Source organism: Micromonospora matsumotoense, from assembly GCF_050951065.1.
In the GTDB taxonomy this organism is placed as follows: domain Bacteria; phylum Actinomycetota; class Actinomycetes; order Mycobacteriales; family Micromonosporaceae; genus Micromonospora; species Micromonospora matsumotoensis.
The window spans coordinates 1,420,699-1,439,611 of record NZ_CP192025.1 but is presented as its reverse complement, the minus strand read 5'-3'; the positions used below and the strand labels follow the sequence as shown (position 1 = coordinate 1,439,611).

Annotated in this window: 16 protein-coding genes; 10 read left to right on the top strand and 6 right to left on the bottom strand. The window is 72.3% G+C overall.

Annotated elements, in window-relative coordinates; all coding sequences use genetic code 11:
• The first annotated feature begins 32 nt into the window (after positions 1–32).
• Positions 33–803 carry a hypothetical protein gene (locus ACQP1S_RS06605; RefSeq protein WP_432904189.1) on the top strand — a complete coding sequence of 257 codons (771 nt, stop codon included), beginning with the start codon at positions 33–35 and terminating at the stop codon, positions 801–803.
• Between the two features lie 165 nt (positions 804–968).
• Here ACQP1S_RS06605 and ACQP1S_RS06600 read toward each other — a convergent pair whose 3' ends face one another.
• Together ACQP1S_RS06600 and ACQP1S_RS06595 are read right to left on the bottom strand one after the other, a co-directional pair.
• A complete protein-coding gene (locus ACQP1S_RS06600; RefSeq protein WP_091246200.1) occupies positions 969–1,862 on the bottom strand; it encodes a ribokinase in 894 nt (297 codons plus the stop codon).
• Positions 1,863–1,941: 79 nt separating this feature from the next.
• Positions 1,942–2,772 (bottom strand): ABC transporter ATP-binding protein, encoded by an 831-nt coding sequence (locus ACQP1S_RS06595; RefSeq protein WP_245722502.1) that lies wholly within the window; start codon positions 2,770–2,772, stop codon positions 1,942–1,944.
• Between the two features lie 132 nt (positions 2,773–2,904).
• On the opposite strand from ACQP1S_RS06595, the gene ACQP1S_RS06590 reads away from it, so the two are divergent.
• The 4 genes from ACQP1S_RS06590 to ACQP1S_RS06575 all read left to right on the top strand — a co-directional run bounded on the left by ACQP1S_RS06590 (position 2,905) and on the right by ACQP1S_RS06575 (position 10,129).
• Positions 2,905–3,936, top strand: a complete 1,032-nt coding sequence (locus ACQP1S_RS06590) for an ABC transporter ATP-binding protein (protein ID WP_432904184.1) — start codon at positions 2,905–2,907, stop codon at positions 3,934–3,936.
• A complete protein-coding gene (locus ACQP1S_RS06585) occupies positions 3,933–4,946 on the top strand; it encodes an ABC transporter permease subunit (RefSeq protein ID WP_432904182.1) in 1,014 nt (337 codons plus the stop codon). Before ACQP1S_RS06590 ends, ACQP1S_RS06585 begins: the two co-directional genes overlap by 4 nt.
• A 951-nt stretch (positions 4,947–5,897) precedes the next feature.
• Positions 5,898–7,295, top strand: a complete 1,398-nt coding sequence (locus ACQP1S_RS06580; RefSeq protein ID WP_432904179.1) for a S8 family peptidase — start codon at positions 5,898–5,900, stop codon at positions 7,293–7,295.
• Between the two features lie 107 nt (positions 7,296–7,402).
• Complete coding sequence (locus ACQP1S_RS06575; RefSeq protein WP_432904176.1) at positions 7,403–10,129, top strand: hypothetical protein; 2,727 nt, start codon at positions 7,403–7,405, stop codon at positions 10,127–10,129.
• A gap of 208 nt (positions 10,130–10,337) precedes the next feature.
• Here the strand turns inward: ACQP1S_RS06575 and ACQP1S_RS06570 are convergent, their stop codons facing one another.
• On the bottom strand, positions 10,338–11,513 hold the full coding sequence (locus ACQP1S_RS06570) for an ROK family transcriptional regulator (RefSeq protein ID WP_432904173.1): 1,176 nt from the start codon (positions 11,511–11,513) through the stop codon (positions 10,338–10,340).
• 218 nt (positions 11,514–11,731) lie between these two features.
• Here ACQP1S_RS06570 and ACQP1S_RS06565 point away from each other — a divergent pair, with 218 nt between their 5' ends.
• A complete protein-coding gene (locus ACQP1S_RS06565; RefSeq protein WP_432904171.1) occupies positions 11,732–13,198 on the top strand; it encodes a glycoside hydrolase family 3 N-terminal domain-containing protein in 1,467 nt (488 codons plus the stop codon).
• Between the two features lie 30 nt (positions 13,199–13,228).
• On the opposite strand, the gene ACQP1S_RS06560 is transcribed toward ACQP1S_RS06565, so the two are convergent.
• Both ACQP1S_RS06560 and ACQP1S_RS06555 read right to left on the bottom strand, forming a co-directional pair.
• Positions 13,229–13,591, bottom strand: coding sequence for an STAS domain-containing protein (locus ACQP1S_RS06560; protein ID WP_091245457.1), 363 nt, complete (start codon positions 13,589–13,591; stop codon positions 13,229–13,231).
• Positions 13,592–13,965: 374 nt separating this feature from the next.
• Positions 13,966–14,628 carry a GNAT family N-acetyltransferase gene (locus ACQP1S_RS06555; RefSeq protein ID WP_432904167.1) on the bottom strand — a complete coding sequence of 221 codons (663 nt, stop codon included), beginning with the start codon at positions 14,626–14,628 and terminating at the stop codon, positions 13,966–13,968.
• Between the two features lie 203 nt (positions 14,629–14,831).
• Here ACQP1S_RS06555 and ACQP1S_RS06550 point away from each other — a divergent pair, with 203 nt between their 5' ends.
• Positions 14,832–15,026 carry a DNA repair protein gene (locus tag ACQP1S_RS06550; RefSeq protein WP_432904164.1) on the top strand — a complete coding sequence of 65 codons (195 nt, stop codon included), beginning with the start codon at positions 14,832–14,834 and terminating at the stop codon, positions 15,024–15,026.
• 104 nt (positions 15,027–15,130) lie between these two features.
• Positions 15,131–15,649, top strand: coding sequence for a hypothetical protein (locus ACQP1S_RS06545; protein ID WP_432904161.1), 519 nt, complete (start codon positions 15,131–15,133; stop codon positions 15,647–15,649).
• Between the two features lie 116 nt (positions 15,650–15,765).
• Here the strand turns inward: ACQP1S_RS06545 and ACQP1S_RS06540 are convergent, their stop codons facing one another.
• Complete coding sequence (locus ACQP1S_RS06540; protein ID WP_432904158.1) at positions 15,766–16,494, bottom strand: Clp protease N-terminal domain-containing protein; 729 nt, start codon at positions 16,492–16,494, stop codon at positions 15,766–15,768.
• A 176-nt stretch (positions 16,495–16,670) separates the two neighbouring features.
• Between ACQP1S_RS06540 and ACQP1S_RS06535 the strand changes: the two genes are divergently transcribed.
• Together ACQP1S_RS06535 and ACQP1S_RS06530 are read left to right on the top strand one after the other, a co-directional pair.
• On the top strand, positions 16,671–17,570 hold the full coding sequence (locus ACQP1S_RS06535) for a hypothetical protein (protein WP_432904156.1): 900 nt from the start codon (positions 16,671–16,673) through the stop codon (positions 17,568–17,570).
• 216 nt (positions 17,571–17,786) lie between these two features.
• Entirely contained in the window at positions 17,787–18,614 is an 828-nt protein-coding gene (locus ACQP1S_RS06530; protein ID WP_218108211.1) for a DUF72 domain-containing protein, read from the top strand.
• The last annotated feature ends 299 nt before the right edge of the window (positions 18,615–18,913 follow it).

The following is an 18,913-nucleotide window of genomic DNA, read 5'->3' as shown; positions in this document are numbered from 1 at the left end:
GGCACTGGCCGACCCGGCGCACACTGGGTGACATGGCCATCCCCCTGCCCCGACCGACCGCCGTCGTCGGCCTCACCCGCGCCGCCCTCGACCAGGCGTTCGGTTCGGCCGCCTCGTTCGCCGCCGTGCCGGCCCGCGCCTTCGCCGTGCTCGACGGGGTGGAGGCGCTGCTGACCCGGATAGGCGGGGTGGTGGACCGGATCGAGGCGACCCTGGACCGCACCGACCGGGTGCTCACCGACGCCGAGACGGCGGTACGTGAGGTGGCGGTGATCAGCACGGCGGCGACCACGGCCATCGCGCAGGCCACCGAGGTCGCCGGGGCGGCGGCCGTGGTGGTCGCCGAGGCGGAACGGGTCGCCGGGGCGGCGGCCGGCCTGGTGGCCGAGGCCGGGCAGGTGTCCCGGGCCGCCGGCACGGTGATCGCCGAGGCCGGGACGGTGGCGGGTCGGGCCGCCGGCACGGTGGCCACCGCGGAGGGCGCCGCCACCGTCGCGGCGGAGCTGCTGGCCGCGTACGAGCCGGCGTTGCGTCGGGGTGCGCCGATGGCGAACCGGTTCGTCGCCGAGCTGAGCCACGAGGAGGTGGTCGCGGCGATCCGGCTCGTCGACGAGCTGCCCAAGCTGAAGGAACACCTGACCTCGGACGTGCTGCCGATCCTGGCCACCCTGGACCGGGTCGGCCCGGACCTGCACGACCTGCTCGACGTGACCCGCGACCTCAAGCTCGCCGTCGCCGGCATCCCCGGCCTGGGCATGCTGCGTCGCCGGGGTGAGCGGCTCAGCGACGACCCGACCGGCTGAGCACCCGGTCGGCGGGATGACCCCGTACCAGGCCACGTGATCCGGTCCGCGGGCCCGCCATCGGGGTGGTGCTGCACACCAACCTCGGCCGGGCCCCGCGCGACTTCGGGGCGGGACGGAAGGCGACTCCCGCGAAGGACCGGACCGGGCTCGGGTCCGGCAGCGTCACGGGGTGTAGAGGGCGTCGATCTCGGCGCGGCGGGGCAGGGCCACGGATGCGCCGAGCCGGCGGACACAGGCCGCGCCGGCCGCCGCCGCCCAACGCACCGCGTCGACCATCTCGCGACCCTCACCCCAGGCCACGGCCAGGGCGGCGGTGAACGCGTCCCCGGCGGCGGTCGAGTCGACCACCTCCACCGGGACGGGTGGCACGTGCACGGCACGGCCGTCCCGGTCGACGTACCAGGCGCCCTCGCCACCGAGGGTGAGCACCGCCCTGGGCACCAGCGTCAGCAGTGCCGCCGGCTCGTCCCGGCCCCGGCCGGTGAGCAGCTGCGCCTCGGTCTCGTTGACCACCAGCAGATCCACCGCGGCCAGCAGCTCGGCGGGCACCTGCCGGGCCGGTGCGGCGTTGAGGATCACCCGGGTGCCGGCGGCACGGGCGGCCACCGCCGCCTCGGTCACCGTCTCGACCGGGATCTCCAACTGGGCGACCAGCACGTCCGCCCCGCGTACGACGTCCAGCTCGGCCTCGGTGAGGGCGGTGAAGGCGGCGTTCGCACCGGGGGTGACCAGGATGGCGTTCTCGCCGGCCGCGTTGACCATGACCAGCGCCACCCCGGACGCCCCGTACACCACCCGCAGGTGGGTGGTGTCCACCTGCGCGGCGGTGATCCGGGCCCGCAGGGTGACCCCGAACGAGTCGGAACCGAGCGCGCCGAGGAAGGTGCAGGCGGCCCCGGCCCGGACGGCGCCGACGGCCTGATTGGCGCCCTTGCCGCCGGGCACCATCACGAAGTCGTTACCGAGCACGGTCTCCCCGGGCCGGGGCAGTCTCGGACCCGCCCCGACCACGTCCATGTTCGCGCTGCCCACCACGACGATCCGGCTCTGCCGCACCACGACCTCCCGCCGACCGCACGTTCCGCGGCGAGTCTAGGGCCTCCATCGCCCACCCGCGCCGGGCGGCACCGGTCGGTCAGGCGGCGCGGGCGGTCCAGCGTTCGCCACGTCGTTCGACCACCAGCGGCAGCCCGAAGGTCTTGCTGAGGTTGTCGCCGGTCAGCGTGTCGGCGAGCAGCCCCTGGGCGACCACCGCGCCGTCGCGCAGCAGCACCGCGTGGGTGAAGCCCGGCGGGATCTCCTCGACGTGGTGGGTGACCAGCACCAGGGCCGGGGCATCGGGGTCGTACGCCAGCTCGGCGAGCCGGCCGACCAGGTCCTCGCGCCCACCCAGGTCGAGCCCGGCGGCCGGTTCGTCGAGCAGCAGCAGCTCCGGATCGGTCATCAGGGCACGGGCGATCTGCACCCGCTTGCGCTCGCCCTCGGAGAGGGTGCCGTACGTCCGGTCCGCCAGGTGGCCGACGCCGAGCTGGCCGAGCAGGGCGTGGGCACGGGCCTCGTCGGCCGGGTCGTAGCTCTCCCGCCACCGGCCGACCACCGACCAGGCGGCGGTGACCACGACGTCGCTGACCCGCTCCTCAGCGGGAAGCCGCTCGGCCACCGCCGCGGTGGTCAGACCGATCCGGGTCCGCAGCTCGGTGACGTCGGTACGGCCGATCCGCTCGCCGAGCACGTGGGCCACCCCGCTGCTCGGGTGCAGCCGACCGGAGGCGAGGTTGAGCAGGGTGGTCTTGCCGGCACCGTTGGGGCCGAGCACCACCCAGCGTTCGTCCAGCTCGACCTGCCAGTCGACGTCGTGCAGCAGGGCGGTGCCGGATCGCCGGACGGTGACGCCGTCCAGGCTGACCACCAGATCCGCGTCCACGGTCGAGGGGGCGGCTGCGGCGGGGAGCGGGTCACCAGTCACCGCTCCATCCAACCACGCAGCTCCGGGGCTGCCCCCCACGGGCGGTGGCCCGGCTCTAGGGTGGGGCACCGTGTCGTTGGTCACCACACCGGGAGGACGACCCATGCCCGTACGAGACGAGGGGTGGAGCGGATGAGCGCGGTCATCGAGATCGCCGGCCTGCGTAAGACGTTCCGTACCCTGCGGCGGGGCAGCCGGGTGGCGGTGGACGGTTTCGACATGGTCGTCGAGGCGGGCCAGGTGCACGGCTTCCTCGGCCCGAACGGCTCCGGCAAGACCACCACGCTGCGCGCCCTGCTGGGGCTGGTCAACGCCGACGCCGGGGAGCTGCGGGTGCTGGGCGCGTCGGCCCCGGAGCAGTTGGGCCGGGTCGCCGGCCGGGTCGGCGCGATCGTGGAGAGCCCGCAGTTCTTCGGCAACTTCACCGGGCACCGCACGTTGCGGTTGCTGGCGGTGGCCGGTGGTGTGCCGACGTCCCGGGTGGACGAGGTGCTGGACCAGGTCGGCCTCCGGGACCGCAGCGAGGACCGGGTGAAGGGCTACTCGCTGGGCATGAAGCAGCGGCTGGCCGTCGCGTCGGCGTTGTTGAAGAATCCGGAGCTGCTGATCCTGGACGAGCCGGCGAACGGGCTGGACCCGGCCGGTATCCGGGAGATGCGCGACCTGATGCGGACGCTCGCCGAGTCCGGGGTGACCGTGCTGGTGTCGAGCCACCTGCTCGCCGAGATCCAGCTGATCTGCGACCACGTCACGATCATCGCGCGGGGTCGTCGGGTGGCCGCCGGCCGGGTGGACGACGTGCTGGCCGGGCACGACCCGCACGAGTGGCGGGTCCGGGTGGCCGAGCCGGAGCGGGGCGCGGAGCTGTTGCGGGCGGCCGGGCTGACGGTCACCGGTCACCTCGACGACGTGCTGGTGGTCGGTGGCGTGCCGGAGTCGGAGCTGATCAGCAGCACCCTGGGCGGTCAGGGTCTGTGGGTGCGCGAGCTGACCCCGATCCGGCCGGACCTGGAGAGTGTGTTCCTCGAACTCACCGCCGGGGCGGCCCCGCCCCGACAGCCGGACGGCACCACCCCGGACGATGCCATTTCCGACGAAACCGGCTCCGCCGCTGAGCCGCTGATCGAACTGGACCGGACCGACGGTCGGAGGGTGGACGCGTGAACCTGGTCCGTGCCGAGTTGGAGCGGCTGACCGCCCGACGCTTCGTCCAGCTGATGGTGCTGCTGCTCGCGGTGGCCTTCGCGGTCACCACCGCGACCACCCTGCTCGGGTCACACCGGCCGACGACGAGCGAGATGTCCGCCGCACAGACGCAGGCCGCGCGGGCGGTGGCCGCGATGGAGGCGGAACACACCCGCTGCCTGCAGATCAAGGCGGGCGAGATCCCGATCATCAAGGACGGCGAGTACGTGCCGGCGGACTGCGCTGAGCTGGACCCGGCGCGGATGGCGCAGTTGCCGCTGGCCACCGACTACCTCTCGTCGGTCTTCGTCTTCTCCCACGAGGCCCGCGGGCTGCTCTACTTCCTGATCGCGTTCCTGGTGCTGTTCGCCTTCCTGGTGGGCGCGTCGTACATCGGCGCGGACCTGAACTCCGGTGGGGTGGTCAACCTGCTGCTCTGGCGTCCGGGCCGGCTCACCGTGCTCGGCACGAAGCTGGGCACCCTGGTCGGGGTGGTGGCCGCGCTCTCGGTGCTGGCGTCGGCGTTGTACCTGGGCACCTTCTGGACGATCGGGCAGACGGCCGGCCTGCCGGGCCCGCTGGACGGGGAGTTCTGGGGGCAGCTCGGTGCCATCTACGGGCGGGGCCTGGTGCTGGTGCTGCTCGCGGCGGTGCTGGGCTTCGGGATCGCCACGCTGGGCCGGCACACCTCGGCGGCGCTCGGCGCGGTCGCCGCGTACGCGGTGGTCTGGGAGGTGGGCTGCCGGCTGGTGCTACAGATCATCGACGTGGCCCGGCCGGACCAGTTGATGCTCTCCACCTACCTGGGTGCCTGGTTGTCCGGCAAGGTGGAACTCTGGGACGGCAACGGTTGCCCGCCGGGAGGCGGCGTCTGCGACGGCGGTCTCTACACGATCACCTGGGCTCCGGCGCTCCTGGTGCTGCTGGCACTGACCGGGGCGGTCGCCGGGGCCGCGTTCACCGCCTTCCGCCGCCGCGACCTGCTCTAGCTGGGCCGTGACCTGCTTCGGTGGGACAAGGTGATCGTGACGATGTGGCCGGTGTCGCGTTCGGTCAGGCCTTGGCGGAGCCCGGTGCCCCGGCCGTAGTCGCCATCGGGCGGTCGGTGGTGGTGGGCCCTGTTCGGCGGTCGCCGCGGGCACCCGCGGCTCCACCGCGCCGATCGCGGCCGTGGCCGAACGCCGCCGCGCAGCACCCCACCAGAAGCCACCACGATGCCCACCCGGGCGACACAGCACAACAGCCTGACAAAGCACCGCCGAGAATGGGCCACCAACGGCGGTTTCCTGCTTTTCGGTTTCCACGGGGAAGAATCTGGTGTCGGGTGGGGAAACGAGTCGCAGGTCGATTCCATCATCCTACTGACCGCCGACCCGGTAGCGCATGGCGAGGAAGCCACCGGGCCACGGAGCGGAGGTCGTGCGCCTGCCAACACCGCGACGGTTTGGATATGTCGAATAGCGCAGCAGTGGCCGCCATTGACACCGGACGGGGCCGCTATCGGACCGGCTCGAATTCAACAGGTGCCATCGAGACGACCATTCTGCCGACCAGGCCAACGGAATCACCATTCGTTTCACCTGACCAGAGGCCAACGGAGTCTGGGCGACAATGCGGACAGATCCCCTTTTCCACACTTCAGGCCGGGTTCGGGGGAATGAACCTGAGCGACTCATTACTCCACGGAACATCGACAGTCAACGCATTGACAGTCAGTGACGGAGGTTGAATCATTCACTGCCATGGATCAGCTACGGGTACACCGCCGGTTTCGGGCAGGCCTGAGCACAGTTGCCGCCGCGGCAACCATTCTGGCCGTGGGAATTGCAAATCCAGCAATCGCCGCAGGGCAGGTAGTCGGTAGCGGCGGTCCGGACGCCATTGCCGACAGCTACCTCGTCGTATTCGACGATCACGGCACCGTCGATGCCCGTGCGAATGTGGCCGCACTGACCGGACGGCTGACCGCGAGGTACGACGTCGACGTGGAGCACACCTACGAGCACGCGGTCCATGGTTTCGCCGGCACCATGACCCGCACCACCGCGCGACGGCTGGCGGCCGAGGCCGACGTGGCGTACGTCGAGCAGAACCGGGTCGTGCGGGCGCTCGACACCCAGCCCAGCCCGCCGTCCTGGGGCCTGGACCGGATCGACCAGCGAAACCTCCCGTTGGACGCCAGCTACTCCTACCCGACGACGGCGTCCAACGTACGCGCGTACGTGATCGACACCGGCATCCGGACCACCCACACCACCTTCGGCGGCCGGGCCACCTGGGGCACCAACACCACCGGCGACGGCATCGACGCGGACTGCTCCGGTAACGGCCACGGCACCCACGTCGCGGGCACCATCGGCGGCTCCCAGTACGGCGTCGCCAAGGGGGTCGCCCTGGTCGCGGTCAAGGTGCTGGACTGCAGCGGCAACGGCACCCTGGCCGGGGTCACCGCCGGCATCGACTGGGTGACCGGCCACCACGCCGCCGGCGTGCCGGCCGTGGCCAACATGAGCCTCGGTGCGGTCGGAGCCGACGGCACGCTCGAGGCGGCGGTGCGCAACTCCATCGCCGACGGCGTCGTCTACTCCATCGCCTCCGGCAACAACAACACCGACGCGTGCGGCTTCACCCCGGCCAGGGTCGCCGAGGCGATCACCGTGAACGCCAGCACCACGGCGGACACCCGCGCGTCGTTCTCGAATTGGGGCACCTGCACCGACATCTTCGCCCCGGGGGAGGGCATCGTCTCGGCGTCCAACGGGAGCGACACCGCCACCGCCACGCTCAGCGGCACCTCGATGGCCGCCCCGCACGTCGCGGGCGCCGCCGCGCTGGTGCTGGCCGGCAACACCGGGCTCACCCCGGCCCAGGTGGCCGCCACCCTCTTCGACGCCTCGACCCCCAACAAGATCACCAACCCGGGCACGGGTTCGCCGAACCGCCTGCTGTACACGGGCTCGGCCCCACCCTCCCCCGGCACCGCCATGCTCACCCGGTACTTCTGGTCCGGCCGGGACCACGTCAGCTCCACCACCCATCCCGGCGGCAGCTACCAGGCCGAGGGCAGCCTCGGGAAGGTGCTCACCGCCCAGCTCGCCGGCAGCCACCCCCTGTACCAGTGCCAGGTGGGCAACGACCGGTTCACCTCCGTGTCCGCCAACTGTGAGGGCCGGACCTTCCTCGGGGTGATCGGCTACGCCTACGACAGCCCGCCGGCCGCGCCCTACCAGCTCCTCTACCGGTGCATCACGCGCGGCGGCGCGGATCACTTCGACTCGCCGGACCCGAACTGTGAGGGGCAGAACAGCGAGGGGACGCAGGGATACCTGCTCCTCTGATCGGCTGTCCCGCCGGCCGACGGCGGGGCGCGGGCCCGGGGTGCCGGGACCACGCCTCGCCGTCGCCGTCGCTCCCACCCACTGTCACGCCAGCGCCGGGAGGACCCATGAGACGACTGCTCGCCATCCTGATCGCGCTTGTCCTGATCCCGTTCACCCCCATCCTGTCGACCGAGTACGCCCACGCCGACGGCTGGTCCGGACCGCAGTCGACGATCGTCAACCGCAACGGCCGCAAGGTGATCCAGTTGTGTGATCAGGGCGGCGGCTGCCGGACGACCACGCCGTTCTTCATGGCACTGAACACACAGAGCGTCCCGATCGGGGAGAACAACTGGTCCTACTTCAACTACCAGGCACAACTGGCCGCGGCGAACACGGGCGCGGCGGAGATGAACGTCGCGCCCATGCTCCAGGTGCACCTGAACAACACCAGCAACGACTTCATCGACCAGTTGGCCGGCAAGCTCAACCAGCTCAACCCCCGGCCGTACCTGATGGTCCGGATGTACCTGCAGGACGCACCCTCGAACGCCAAGCCCATGCGGATGAAGGACCTCCAGGGCAACGTGCGCGACGACACCAACGGGGCGGGCCACCCGTGGACGTTCGACGAGTCCTGGCTGGCCTACCAGGAACAGCAGATCACCCGCGTGCTGACCCGGATGGACTCCCAGTACCCCGGCCGGGTGATGTCGCTGCTGATCGCCTACGAGAACGGCGGCGAGTGGTTCTACCGGCCCTACGGCTACCACGACACCACCAACAAGATGCTGAACTGGGGCGCCCCGGACCTGTGCGGCACCGGCCCGGACGGCGTGCAGGTCTGCCAGCTCTACCCCTGGACCAACGACGCGGGCACCCAACCCGGCCCACGCGGCCGGCACTCGTTCTATCTGGACGACTACTCCGACAGCGCCGAGGCCGGCTTCTGCGGGTGGAACGCCCTGCCGGCGAGTCTGGTCTCCAACTGCCGATCGGCCACGCCCACCGAGCGCAACAACGCCGTGCCCGGCCAGTCGCCACCGGCCTCGGGAGCGTCGCGCGGCACCGTGCTGGACCCGGCCGACATCAACTCGTTGCGGGCCGCCAAATACAACCAGTACATGTCGGCGCGCAACGTCGCGGCCATCACCCGGCTGCTGGCCAAGGCCAAGCAGGTGACCGGCAATCGCATCCTCACCACGGTGTTCTACGGCTACCTCTACGGCCTACGCACCGAACTGGCGATCAGCGGAAGCAACGACCTGACGACACTGGTCGACAGCCCGTACGTGGACATCATCGGTGTCCCTTACTCCTACGGCACCAGTCGGAGCCTGGGTAACGGGTTCGTCCAGCAGGGACCGCCGGACACCATGCGGCTGGCCAACAAGCTGTGGCTGGACGAGGACGACACCCGCACCCTGCTGGCCTGCGCGCCGTCGAACTGCCAGCCCATCCCGTTCCAGACCGCCACGAACCTGTGGGACAGCATCCGCCTGCTGCGCCGCAACCTGATGACCGCCGCGATCGGCGGGCGGGCCATCCACTTCCTGGATCTCCAGGGGTACGGCTGGTTCGGCGACCCGGCCCGAACCACCGAGTCGGAGACCCTGTGGGGGAACCTCCAGTCGGTGTTCCGGGCCGCCGACAAGATCCAGCTCGGCGGCGCGAACGCCTATCAGCCGCAGGTCGCGGTGTTCGTCGACGACGTGTCGGCCAACTACCAGCCGGCCCTGACGCCCGCCGGGGAGAGCTCCTACGCCTTCGCCAGCGACCAGCTGTCCAACCTGGTGGACGACCTGACCCGGCTGGGCACCCCGGTACGGCACTACCTGCTCAGCGACCTGACCAAGGGCAACCTCGACCTCAGCGCCGTCAAGCTCGCCGTGCTGCCCAACGCCTACGCGGTGTCCTCGACGGTGCGTACGGCGATCGACACGAAACTGAAGACCCCCGGCCGTACCGTGTTGTCGCTGTACGCCGCCGGGTACGTGCAGGACGACCAGGCCGCCGCGACCACCTCGATGACCGCGCTCACCGGCATCACGGTCGCCAAGGGCGCCGGCACGCCACCCCTGGGCCAGAGCTACTCGTTCGTCGGGCAGACCGGCGGTCCCGGATATCCACTGACCCCGTGGTTCACCGTCACCGACCCGGGCGCGTCGACCCTCGGCACCTACCAGGCGGGCGGGGTCTCGTTGGCCCGCAAGACGATCCCCGTCGCGGGCGGCAGCTGGACGTCGGTGTACGCCGCCGCGCCCAAGCTTCCCCTGGCCGCGCTCCGCAAGATCAGCGAGGACGCGGGCGTGCACCACTTCGCGCCCGTGGGCGACATCGTGGAGGCGACCGGAAACATGCTGATGGTGCACGCCGGCAGCACCGGAGTGAAGACCGTGCGACTCCCGCAGAGCATGCCCCGCGTCTACGAGACCGCCCTGTACCCCAGTGATGTCGAGATGTGCCGCAACTGTTCGCAGCTGACCAACATGTCGTTCAACGCGGGTGACACCCGGGTGTTCCGGTGGACCTCACCACCACGCGGCAACTTCGAACTCCTCACCGGATCGACCGTCGAGGGCTGGGCGGTCGACGTGGACCTGCCGACGACTTCCTCGGCGGTGGCTGTCTACCAGGGCGGGCCGGCGGGCGTGGGGACGTACCGGGGCGACTTCCCGACCGCGACCAACCGGCCGGACGTGAACTCGTACTTCGGCACCACCGGCGTACACGGCTTCCGGTTCACGCTCTCCGGATGCTCGCCGGGCACCCAGATCCACGTCTACGCCCTCGACCCGGAGGGCGGCACCGGCGACGGCAGTACCTACCTGGGGTCGCGTCCCTGCACCTGAGGCGTCGGCGGCACCGGGTAGGCGTCACGTGACGGGCAGGCCGCCCGGTGCGGTGGACCCGCACCAGTCCGTCCCCCACCCACGAAGCACCACCCGTACGACGCCGGACCACTGCGGCGGCCGCCCCCGATCCTGGCGATATCTTGCCGAGATCGGGGGCGGTGCTGGAGTATTCCTTCACATGGAGGCGGGGTGGCGGGACGCACGGTCAGCCGACGGTCGACCCGAACACCTCGTCCCGGACCGCGTCCAGCGCGGTGCGCAGCGCCCCCCGCAGGATCGGCTCCTCGGTCAGCCCGGTGGGCACCACCCGGGGTCGGACCAGGGTGATCGCGGCCACCTCGTGCTGCACCCGCTCGGCCAACGCCACGCCGCCGGCCTGCCCCACCTCACCGGCGAGCACCACCAGCGGCGGGTCCAGCACCACACAGGTGCTGGCCACCCCGAGGGCGAGCCGGCGGGCCAACTCGTCGAGGAGCGGGCCACCGGCGGTGCCGGCGGCGATGGCGGCGCGCACCGCGTCGGCCGCATCGGGCGCGTCGATGCCGTGCTCGCGGGCCACCGCCCGGACCGCGTCCGCCCCGGCGAGTTGCTGGAACGCCGGCTTGGCCCGGCGCGAGACGTCCCGGGGAATCGGCACCCCCGGCACCGGCAGGTAACCGATCTCGCCGGCCGCGCCGCTGCTGCCGTGGTGCAGCCGGCCACCCAGCATGATCGCCAGGCCGACGCCGGCACCCACCCAGACCAGCACGAAGTCCGCCACCCCCTGCGCCGCGCCGGACTGCGCCTCGGCGACGGCGGCCAGGTTGACGTCGTTCTCGAAGACGACCGGGGTGTGCAGGTCCTCCCGCAGCGCGGCGAGCAGCCCCCGGTGCCAGCGGGGCAGATTGAAGGCGAAGGTGATGTCGCCGGTCGCCGGATCGACCAGACCCGGGGTGCCGAGCACCACCCGCCGGACGCTGTCCAGCTGTGCGCCGGCCCGGCTGGCCGCCTGCACCACTGCGGTATGCACCACGCCGACCGGGTCGTCGGTGTCCCGGGTGGACTGCTCCACCTGGCTGACCACCGCGCCGGTGATGTCCGCGCAGGCGGCCATCACCCGTTCCGCGCCGACGTCCACCCCGACCACGTACGCGCTGCCCGGCCGGACGGCGTAGAGCTGCGCGTTCGGGCCCCGCCCACCGGCCTGCTCGCCGACCCGGGCGACCAGCCCGCGTTCCTCCAGCCGCTCGACCAGCTGCGAGGCGGTGACCTTGGACAGGCCGGTCAGCTCACCGAGCCGGGCGCGGGTGAGCGGGCCGCGTTCGAGCAGCAGCTCCAGCGCCGCACGGTCGTTGAGCGCCCGCAACAGTCGGGGGGTGCCGGGCAGCCGGGTCGCACTCATGCCACGTCCTCTGGTTTTCGTAAACTCTGCTAACGAATCGCGCTGATCAGGGATGTCCGTAGCGTATCGGCCGGCCCACGCCGGGAGACTCGGACGACCCGGCCGCCCGCGACGACACTCGTGCCGTCCGGTGGCGCGGGGGCCGGAGACCCGGGGCGTCCGGGCGAGGCGTCCGCACACCGGCGTCCGTGCCGGGCGGCGACGAGAGGGAGAGTCAGATGGGGGATCCAGGGCTGCGCCGGCTGGTGCTGGGCACACTGCTGGCCGCGTACCCGGGGCCGGTGCCGCCGGACTGGGCGGTCGACCTGGTCGCCGAAGGGCTCGCCGGGCACACCCTGTTCGGCACCAACGTGCACGACCCGGCCCAGTTGGCGGCGAGCACCGCCGCGCTGCGGGCCGCCCGGCCCGACGTGCTGGTCGCCATCGACGAGGAGGGCGGCGACGTCACCCGGCTGGCGCACGCCACCGGCAGCCCGTACCCGGGCAACGCGGCGCTCGGCGCGGTCGACGACACCACTCTCACCCACCGGATCTACGCGGCCATCGGCGTCGAACTGGCCGCCGTCGGCGTCACCGTCGATCTGGCCCCCACGGTCGACGTCAACACCGCCGACGACAACCCGGTGATCGGCACCCGCGCGTTCGGCAGCGACCCGGCCCGGGTGGCCGCGCACTCGGCCGCGGCGGTGACGGGCCTCCAGTCGGTCGGGGTGGCGGCCTGCGCCAAGCACTTCCCGGGCCACGGCGCCACCATCGCCGACTCCCACCACGAGTTGCCCACCGTGGACGCCGACGCGGCGCTGCTGCGGGCCCGTGACCTGCCGCCCTTCGCGGCGGTGGTCGACGCGGGCGTACAGGCGGTCATGACGGCGCACATCCGGGTGCCGGCGCTGACCGGGGACGGGCCGGCCACCTTCAGCCGGGCCGTCCTGGTCGACCTGCTGCGCGGCGAGTACGGCTTCACCGGCGCGGTGATCACCGACGCGTTGGAGATGAAGGGCGCGGCCGTCGCCGCCGGTGGGGTCGGGTCGGCCGCCGTACGGGCGCTGGCCGCCGGGGCGGACCTGCTCTGCGTGGGCGCGAAGGTCGACGCCGCGCTGGTCGAGCGGGTGGTGGCCGAGATCATCGGGGCGCTCGGCGACGGCCGGCTGGACCGGGCCCGGGTGGAGCAGGCCGCCGGCCGGGCCGCCGCGCTCGCCGCCTGGACCCGGGACGCCCTCCCGCGCGACCTGCCCGTCCCGCCCGCCCCCGTCCCGGCCGGTCTCGGCTACCAGGCCGCCCGCCGGGCCGTCCGGGTCGAGGGCGACCTGACCGGGCTGGGACGGCCGCTCGTGGTGCAGGTGCACGCCGCCGCCACCATCGCCGAGGGCCGGGTGCCCTGGGGGCTGGGTCCCCACCTGTCCGATGTCGCGCAGGTCCGGGTGATCGCCACCGAGGCCGATCCGGCCGCGGTGGGGCGGCTCGCCGCCGGTCGGCCGATCGTGCTGGTCGGGCGGCACCTGCACCGACTGCCCGGCGGTCCCGCCCTGGTCGGGGCGCTGGCCGCGACGCATGCGGTGACGGTGGTGGAGATGGGCTGGCCGGGGCGGTGGCGACCGGAGGGGGTACGGGCCTTCGTCACGACCTACGGGGCGAGCCACGCCAACGGCCGCGCGGCGGCCGAGGCACTCGGCCTGACCGACTGAAGCACGACGCCCGCACCGGGCCCGGCCGGGTCAGCGACGCCAGGGGGCCGGGTCGGCGACGCCGGGGGGCCGGTCGCCGTGGTCGTCGGGGAGGCCGAGCAGCCGCCCGACCGCAGTGATCCGCAGCACCCGGGACACCACCGGTTGCGGGTCGATCAGACGCAGGGTGGCTCCCCGGCCGACCGCCTCGGCCGCCCCGCGCAGCAACGCGGCCACCGCCGTGGAGTCGAGGAAGGTGACGGCGGAGAGGTCGACGACGATCTCCAACAGGCCGACCCGGCCGAGTGCCTCGTCGAGAGTGCGTTCCAGCCCGGGGACGGTGGCGATGTCCAGGTCCCCCACCGGTGCCAGCACCACCCGGCCGGACCCCTCGCCCGGCGTCGGCAACTGCATATCCGTCCACTCCTGGTCAACCGGTCACCGCTGACCGTGCGCGCCGACCCTCGGTGCGACGCCCGACCATACCGGTGGGCCCTGACATCGCTCGGCCGGGCCGCCGCCGGGGCATTGCCGACACCCCCGTCGACCACTGTGCGTTACCGGGGGTAAAAGGGTGCCGGAATCCTCTCTTCGCAGCTCAAGTCCACTACCGGACAATGGCAACGCGCCGGACGCCCTTGCCCGGTGCACAGAAAAGTACATAGCGTAACCAGCGCCGAGGGTCGGCCGGTGATGCCGGTCACGGCGGGACCTGGGGCAGGTTGCGGACCGTGGATCCGGCCCGGGATCCACGGTCCGCGCGCCACCCGGAGGGCCACCCGGGCCGGTCAGGGCGGGTAGACGCCGCACGACGACCAGCCCCGGTCCGGGAAGCCGGCCGCCTCGGCGACCCGGGCGGAACCGGCGTTCGCGGGGTCGTGCCGGTAGGTCGGCACCGCGCCCTCGTCGAGCACCCGGCGGGCGGCCTGCGCGACGAGCCGGCGGGCCAACCCCCGGCCGCGCGCCGCCGGCACCGTCCCGACCGCCAGTTCGTGCCCGTACGCGTCGTGTCGCTTGATCCCGACGCCGGCCAGGTAGCCGCCGTCGACGTCGCGGACCACGAGCACCTCGGAGTCGAACAGGTGCAGCCAGGGTGGAAAGGCCGGATCGGTGGGGGTGGTCCAGCCGCCCACGTCGGGCAGCGCCGCTGGCGCGAGACACCACCGGAAGACGTCGTCGTGGACCACCCAACCGGGCTGACCGACCGCCGCCGGCAGCGCCTCGTACAGCGCGGACCGTGGTCCTTCGGCGAGCGCCCGGACGGCCTCGACCTGTCGCGGCGGCACGGAGAGCACCTCACTGCCGTCGACCCGGACCGCGACGGCCGGACGGAGGCGGCCGTCCCAGGCCGGGCGCGCCCGCCGCCAGGAGCCGACCACGTGCAGGCCGGGTCCGGCGGGCCACTGCCCGAGCCAGGTCGCCAGGTGCAGGTACAACCGCCGGTCCAGCACCGCCCGCCCCTCTCACCTGATGGCCGCTTCCATGATCCACGGTACGCCGCCCCGTCCCGGCCGACGCCCGGTTGTCGGTGTCGCGCCCCGGGTAGCGGAGCACCGGACCGTGACCTGCCTCACCGGAACCCGGTCCACCGACCGCCCGTCATATCTATTTCCATACATGGACACCTTTCTTTGGGACGGTAATGGTCATGCCTATGCAGCCGAATGACCGGCACCAGCAGGACAACACGCGATTCTGGGGTACGGCGGAGGCGGCCGGCCGGTTCCCGGCCCAGCCGCGGTACCGGGAGGCCCGGCGCGGTCGCGGTGTCGACGCCCGACTCTCCTGGAGCGAACTCGACACCCTCCCCGCCGGCTCCTCCATCCGACGCGGCCTCACCGCCCGCTGAGAAACCGACCACCGACCGGCCGGGGTGTCCGGCCGGGGCGTTCGCACACCTGTCGGGTAGCGTCTTGTGGTCGATTCCGGCCAGCGACAGGAGAAGCGCAGCGCATGGGCAAGAAGACGATCCACGTCTCCGACTTCAGCGGCACCGTGCTGCGTCCCGACGACGAGGTGGTCAGGGTCGTCGTGCTGGAGCACCCCGATCTGGTGGCCGGGCCCGTGCAGTTGGACGCCACCGTGACCGAGGTGGAGGGCATCGACGACGCCGCGCTCGACGTGGCGGTGGTCGAGATCCACGACCGGCACGCCGGCGGAGAACCTCGCCGGGTGGTGCTCAATGCCAGCGAGTTCGACGCGATGGCGACCGACACGCCGATGGCACAGCTGTTGCGGACGGCCGAGCGGGTCCGCCCGCCGAAGGCCCGCAAGAGCCCCGAAAAGATCGACTACGGCACCCTCGACCACGCCGGGAAGCCGCACCGGGGCCGGGTCACCGAGGAGGAGGCCCGGCTGGTGCGCGAGCAGCTCGACGAGGTCAACAAGCGCCTCGCCGACGCCGGCGTCCGGCAGATCGACCCGGCCGACCCGGAGCACGCGCTGCGGTACGGCTTCCCCGCCGCCGACTGAGCCGACGGTGGCCGGGCGCGCCCCGGTGCCGCGCCCGGCCACCGCCGGAATTGCCACCCGCTCCGGTGGGCTCGGCGCGCGTCGTGGTGGTGGCCACCGCAGCGCCGGTCGGTGCGCTACTTCCCGGCGGCGAAGCCGGCGAGCGCGGCGGCCATCTGAGACTCGACCCCGTCCTTGGTCAGGCCCAGCCCGGACAGCACGCCGGTGCCGTCCTCCAACTCCAACAGCGCCAGCAGGATGTGCTCGGTGCCGATGTAGTTGTGCCCGAGCCGCAACGCTTCCCGGAAGGTGAGTTCGAGGGCTTTCTTGCCCTGCGCGTCGTACGGGATCAGGTCGGGGACCTGGTCGGTCGGCGCGGGCAGCGCCGCCGTGACCGCCTCCCGGACGGCCGCCGGGCTCAGCCCCTCGGCGACCAGGGCCTTGGCCGCGAGGCCGTCCGGTTCGGCGAGCAGGCCGAGCACCAGATGCTCCGGCCGGATCTCCGCGTTGCCGGCGCCTCGGGCCTCCTCCTGCGAGGCGATCACCACGTTGCGGGCCCGCGGGGTGAAGCGGCTGAACCCGGCGTTGGGGTCCAGCGTCGCCGCCGCCTCGGCCTTCGTCGCGGAGCGCTTCTGGGCAGCCTGCTTGCTCACCCCCATGCTGTTGCCGATCTCCGTCCAGGAGGCGCCGGAGCGGCGGGCCTGGTCGACGAAGTGGCCGATCAGGTGGTCGGCGAGGTCGCCGAGGTGATCGGCGACGACCACCGCGTCGGTGAGCTGGTCGAGGGCGTCCGGGCGGGCCTTCTTGATGGCCTGGATCAGCTCGTCGAGGCGGACCGGGTGTGGGAGTGGAGTGGATTCCGTCATGCGTCAACCATAAGTTGACGGGTGCGCACCGTCAACCAGAAGTTGACGAAACCCCGAGTGAGTACATCCCGACACTCTCGGTGATCCGGCGAACTCCTAGCGCAGCATCAAGGCTGCCACTTATCGATATCGGTCTCTGTGACCGGAGGAGGTTCCGTACCCCCATGCTCGGAACGATGAAACGCCTCGCCGCGCTCGCCACCACCGCGCTGCTCCTCACCACCGCCCTGGGCGCCACGGCCGCGTCGGCCGCCCGCGACGCCGGCCGGTCGGCCCCTGACCGCGCCGCCAAGACCACCCTCGTCGCCTCCTGGTACTCGGGCACCCTCGCCGCGGGTGCCACCCAGAACTGGCAGTGGAACAACAACCCCGCCGGCGCCGTCTACCAGGTGGGGCTCTCCCCGACCGGGGCCAGCACCAGCCAGCCGTGCCAGTTCCAGGTGACCAGGAGTTGGTACACCCAGCTCTACAGTGGCGAGCGCCGGTTCAACTGGGCGATCCGCAACACCGGTGCCATCGCCTGCGGCACCCAGGTCATGCTCAGCTCGCTGAGTTCCGGGGCCACCTGGGCGCTCGGCGGCCTCGCCCCCGGCAGTTCGGTCACCTCGGTCTGGAACAACAACCCGACCAACGTCGCCTACCTGCCCGGGGTCGCTCCCAGCGGTGCCACCAGCGCCACCCCCTGCCAGCTCGAGGTGACCAGTTCCTGGTACGCCCGGCAGACCAACGGTGAGCGGAAGTTCTACTTCACCGTCAAGAACGTCGGCACCATCACCTGCGCCGGCAGCGCCCTACTGGGCAGCACCTCCACCTCGACCACCTGGTCCGCCGGCACGCTCGCGCCGTCGGCCTCCAGCGGATCGGTGTGGAACAACGCCAACCCGACGACGCTGGTCTATCTGCCCGGCCTCCACCCCGCCGTGTCCACCAGCACCTGCCAGTTCGGCGTCACCAGCAGCTACTACCAGCAGGTGGTGAACTCCAACGGCACCGTCCAGCGGCAGTACCTCGCCTACTACACCAACAACGGCGGGGTCACCTGCTCCGCCACCTTCCTGCTCGCCTCGATCACCTGATCCCCGGCGCGGCGGCCCGTCCACTCCGGGCGGGCCGCCGCACCCGTCGGTCCACCATTGCGCCGACGGATGGTGGGCGAGGGGCGACCGGCCACGCCCGCCCCTCGCCGGACCGCTCGCCCCGGGCCGACGGCGCTCCGATACCGTGCGGCGACGGACCGGGTCGGGCGGCGCTGCGGGAGGAACGGGATCATGCGGTTACACGTCGGCTGCGCGATGTGGACCCACCGGTCGTGGCAGGGGCGGCTGATCGTCCACCCGCTCCCGGCGCAGGAGCGACTGCGGCACTACGCCGGCTGGTGCGACGCGGTCGAGGGGAACACCACCTTCTACGCGACCCCGACCCCGGAGACCGTGGCGGGCTGGGCCCGGCAGACCGACCCGGACTTCCGGTTCGTCCTCAAACTGCCGAAGACCGTCACCCACGAACGCCGGCTCGTCGACGCCGACGCGCCGCTGCGGACCTACTTCGACGCGATCGCGCCGCTCGGCAGCCGGGCGCACGCCCTGTGGATCCAGTTGCCGGGGTCGTTCGCGCCGACGGACGTCCCCGTGCTCGCCGACTTCCTGCGCCGGCTGCCCGCCGAACACCGGTACGCGGTGGAGGTCCGGCATCCCGCCTTCTTCCGGGAAGCCGGCGCGACGCGACTGCTGGAAGGGGTGCTCGCCGACGCCTCGGCCGAGTGGGTGCCGTTCGACACCACCGCCTTCTTCCGTACCCCGCCGACCAGTGACGCGGAGCGGGAGGCGTGGACCAAGAAACCCCGCCTGCCGTTGCGGACGGCGGCGCTGACCGACCGGCCGATCATCCGGTACCTCGGCCGCGACGCCGAGGCGGAGACCGTCGAGGGCTGGCAGCGTTGGGTCGAGATCACCGTCGGCTGGCTGCGGGAGGGCCGGTCACCGACCATGTTCGTGCACACCCCGGACAATGCCGACGCACCGCCGCTCGCCCGCCGGTTCCACGACGAGGTACGGGCCCGGGTGCCCGCGCTGGCCGCGCTGCCCGAGCCGATCCCGGTCGGGCCGCTCACCCTGTTCTGACACCCCGCACCGCGTCGGCCGTCGGCGACGTCAGGCCGTCCCGCACCGCGCCGGCCGCCGGTGCAGGCCGCCCCGCAGCAGCCGGGGTCGAAAGTTTCGAGCGCCGCACCCGAACGACCTGCCGAGGGCGGCACCCACCGACCCATCCCCTTCAGGCCCCAACCAGGAGTCCCACCGCCGCCTCACCACGTCTTCCCCGCAGGACATTTGATTGACGTTGCTCGATGTTATGCCTACAGTACCGAAAGAGTAACCGAAAGTTTACCGAAAAGATGATCGGCTCCGGCTATCCGCCGTGG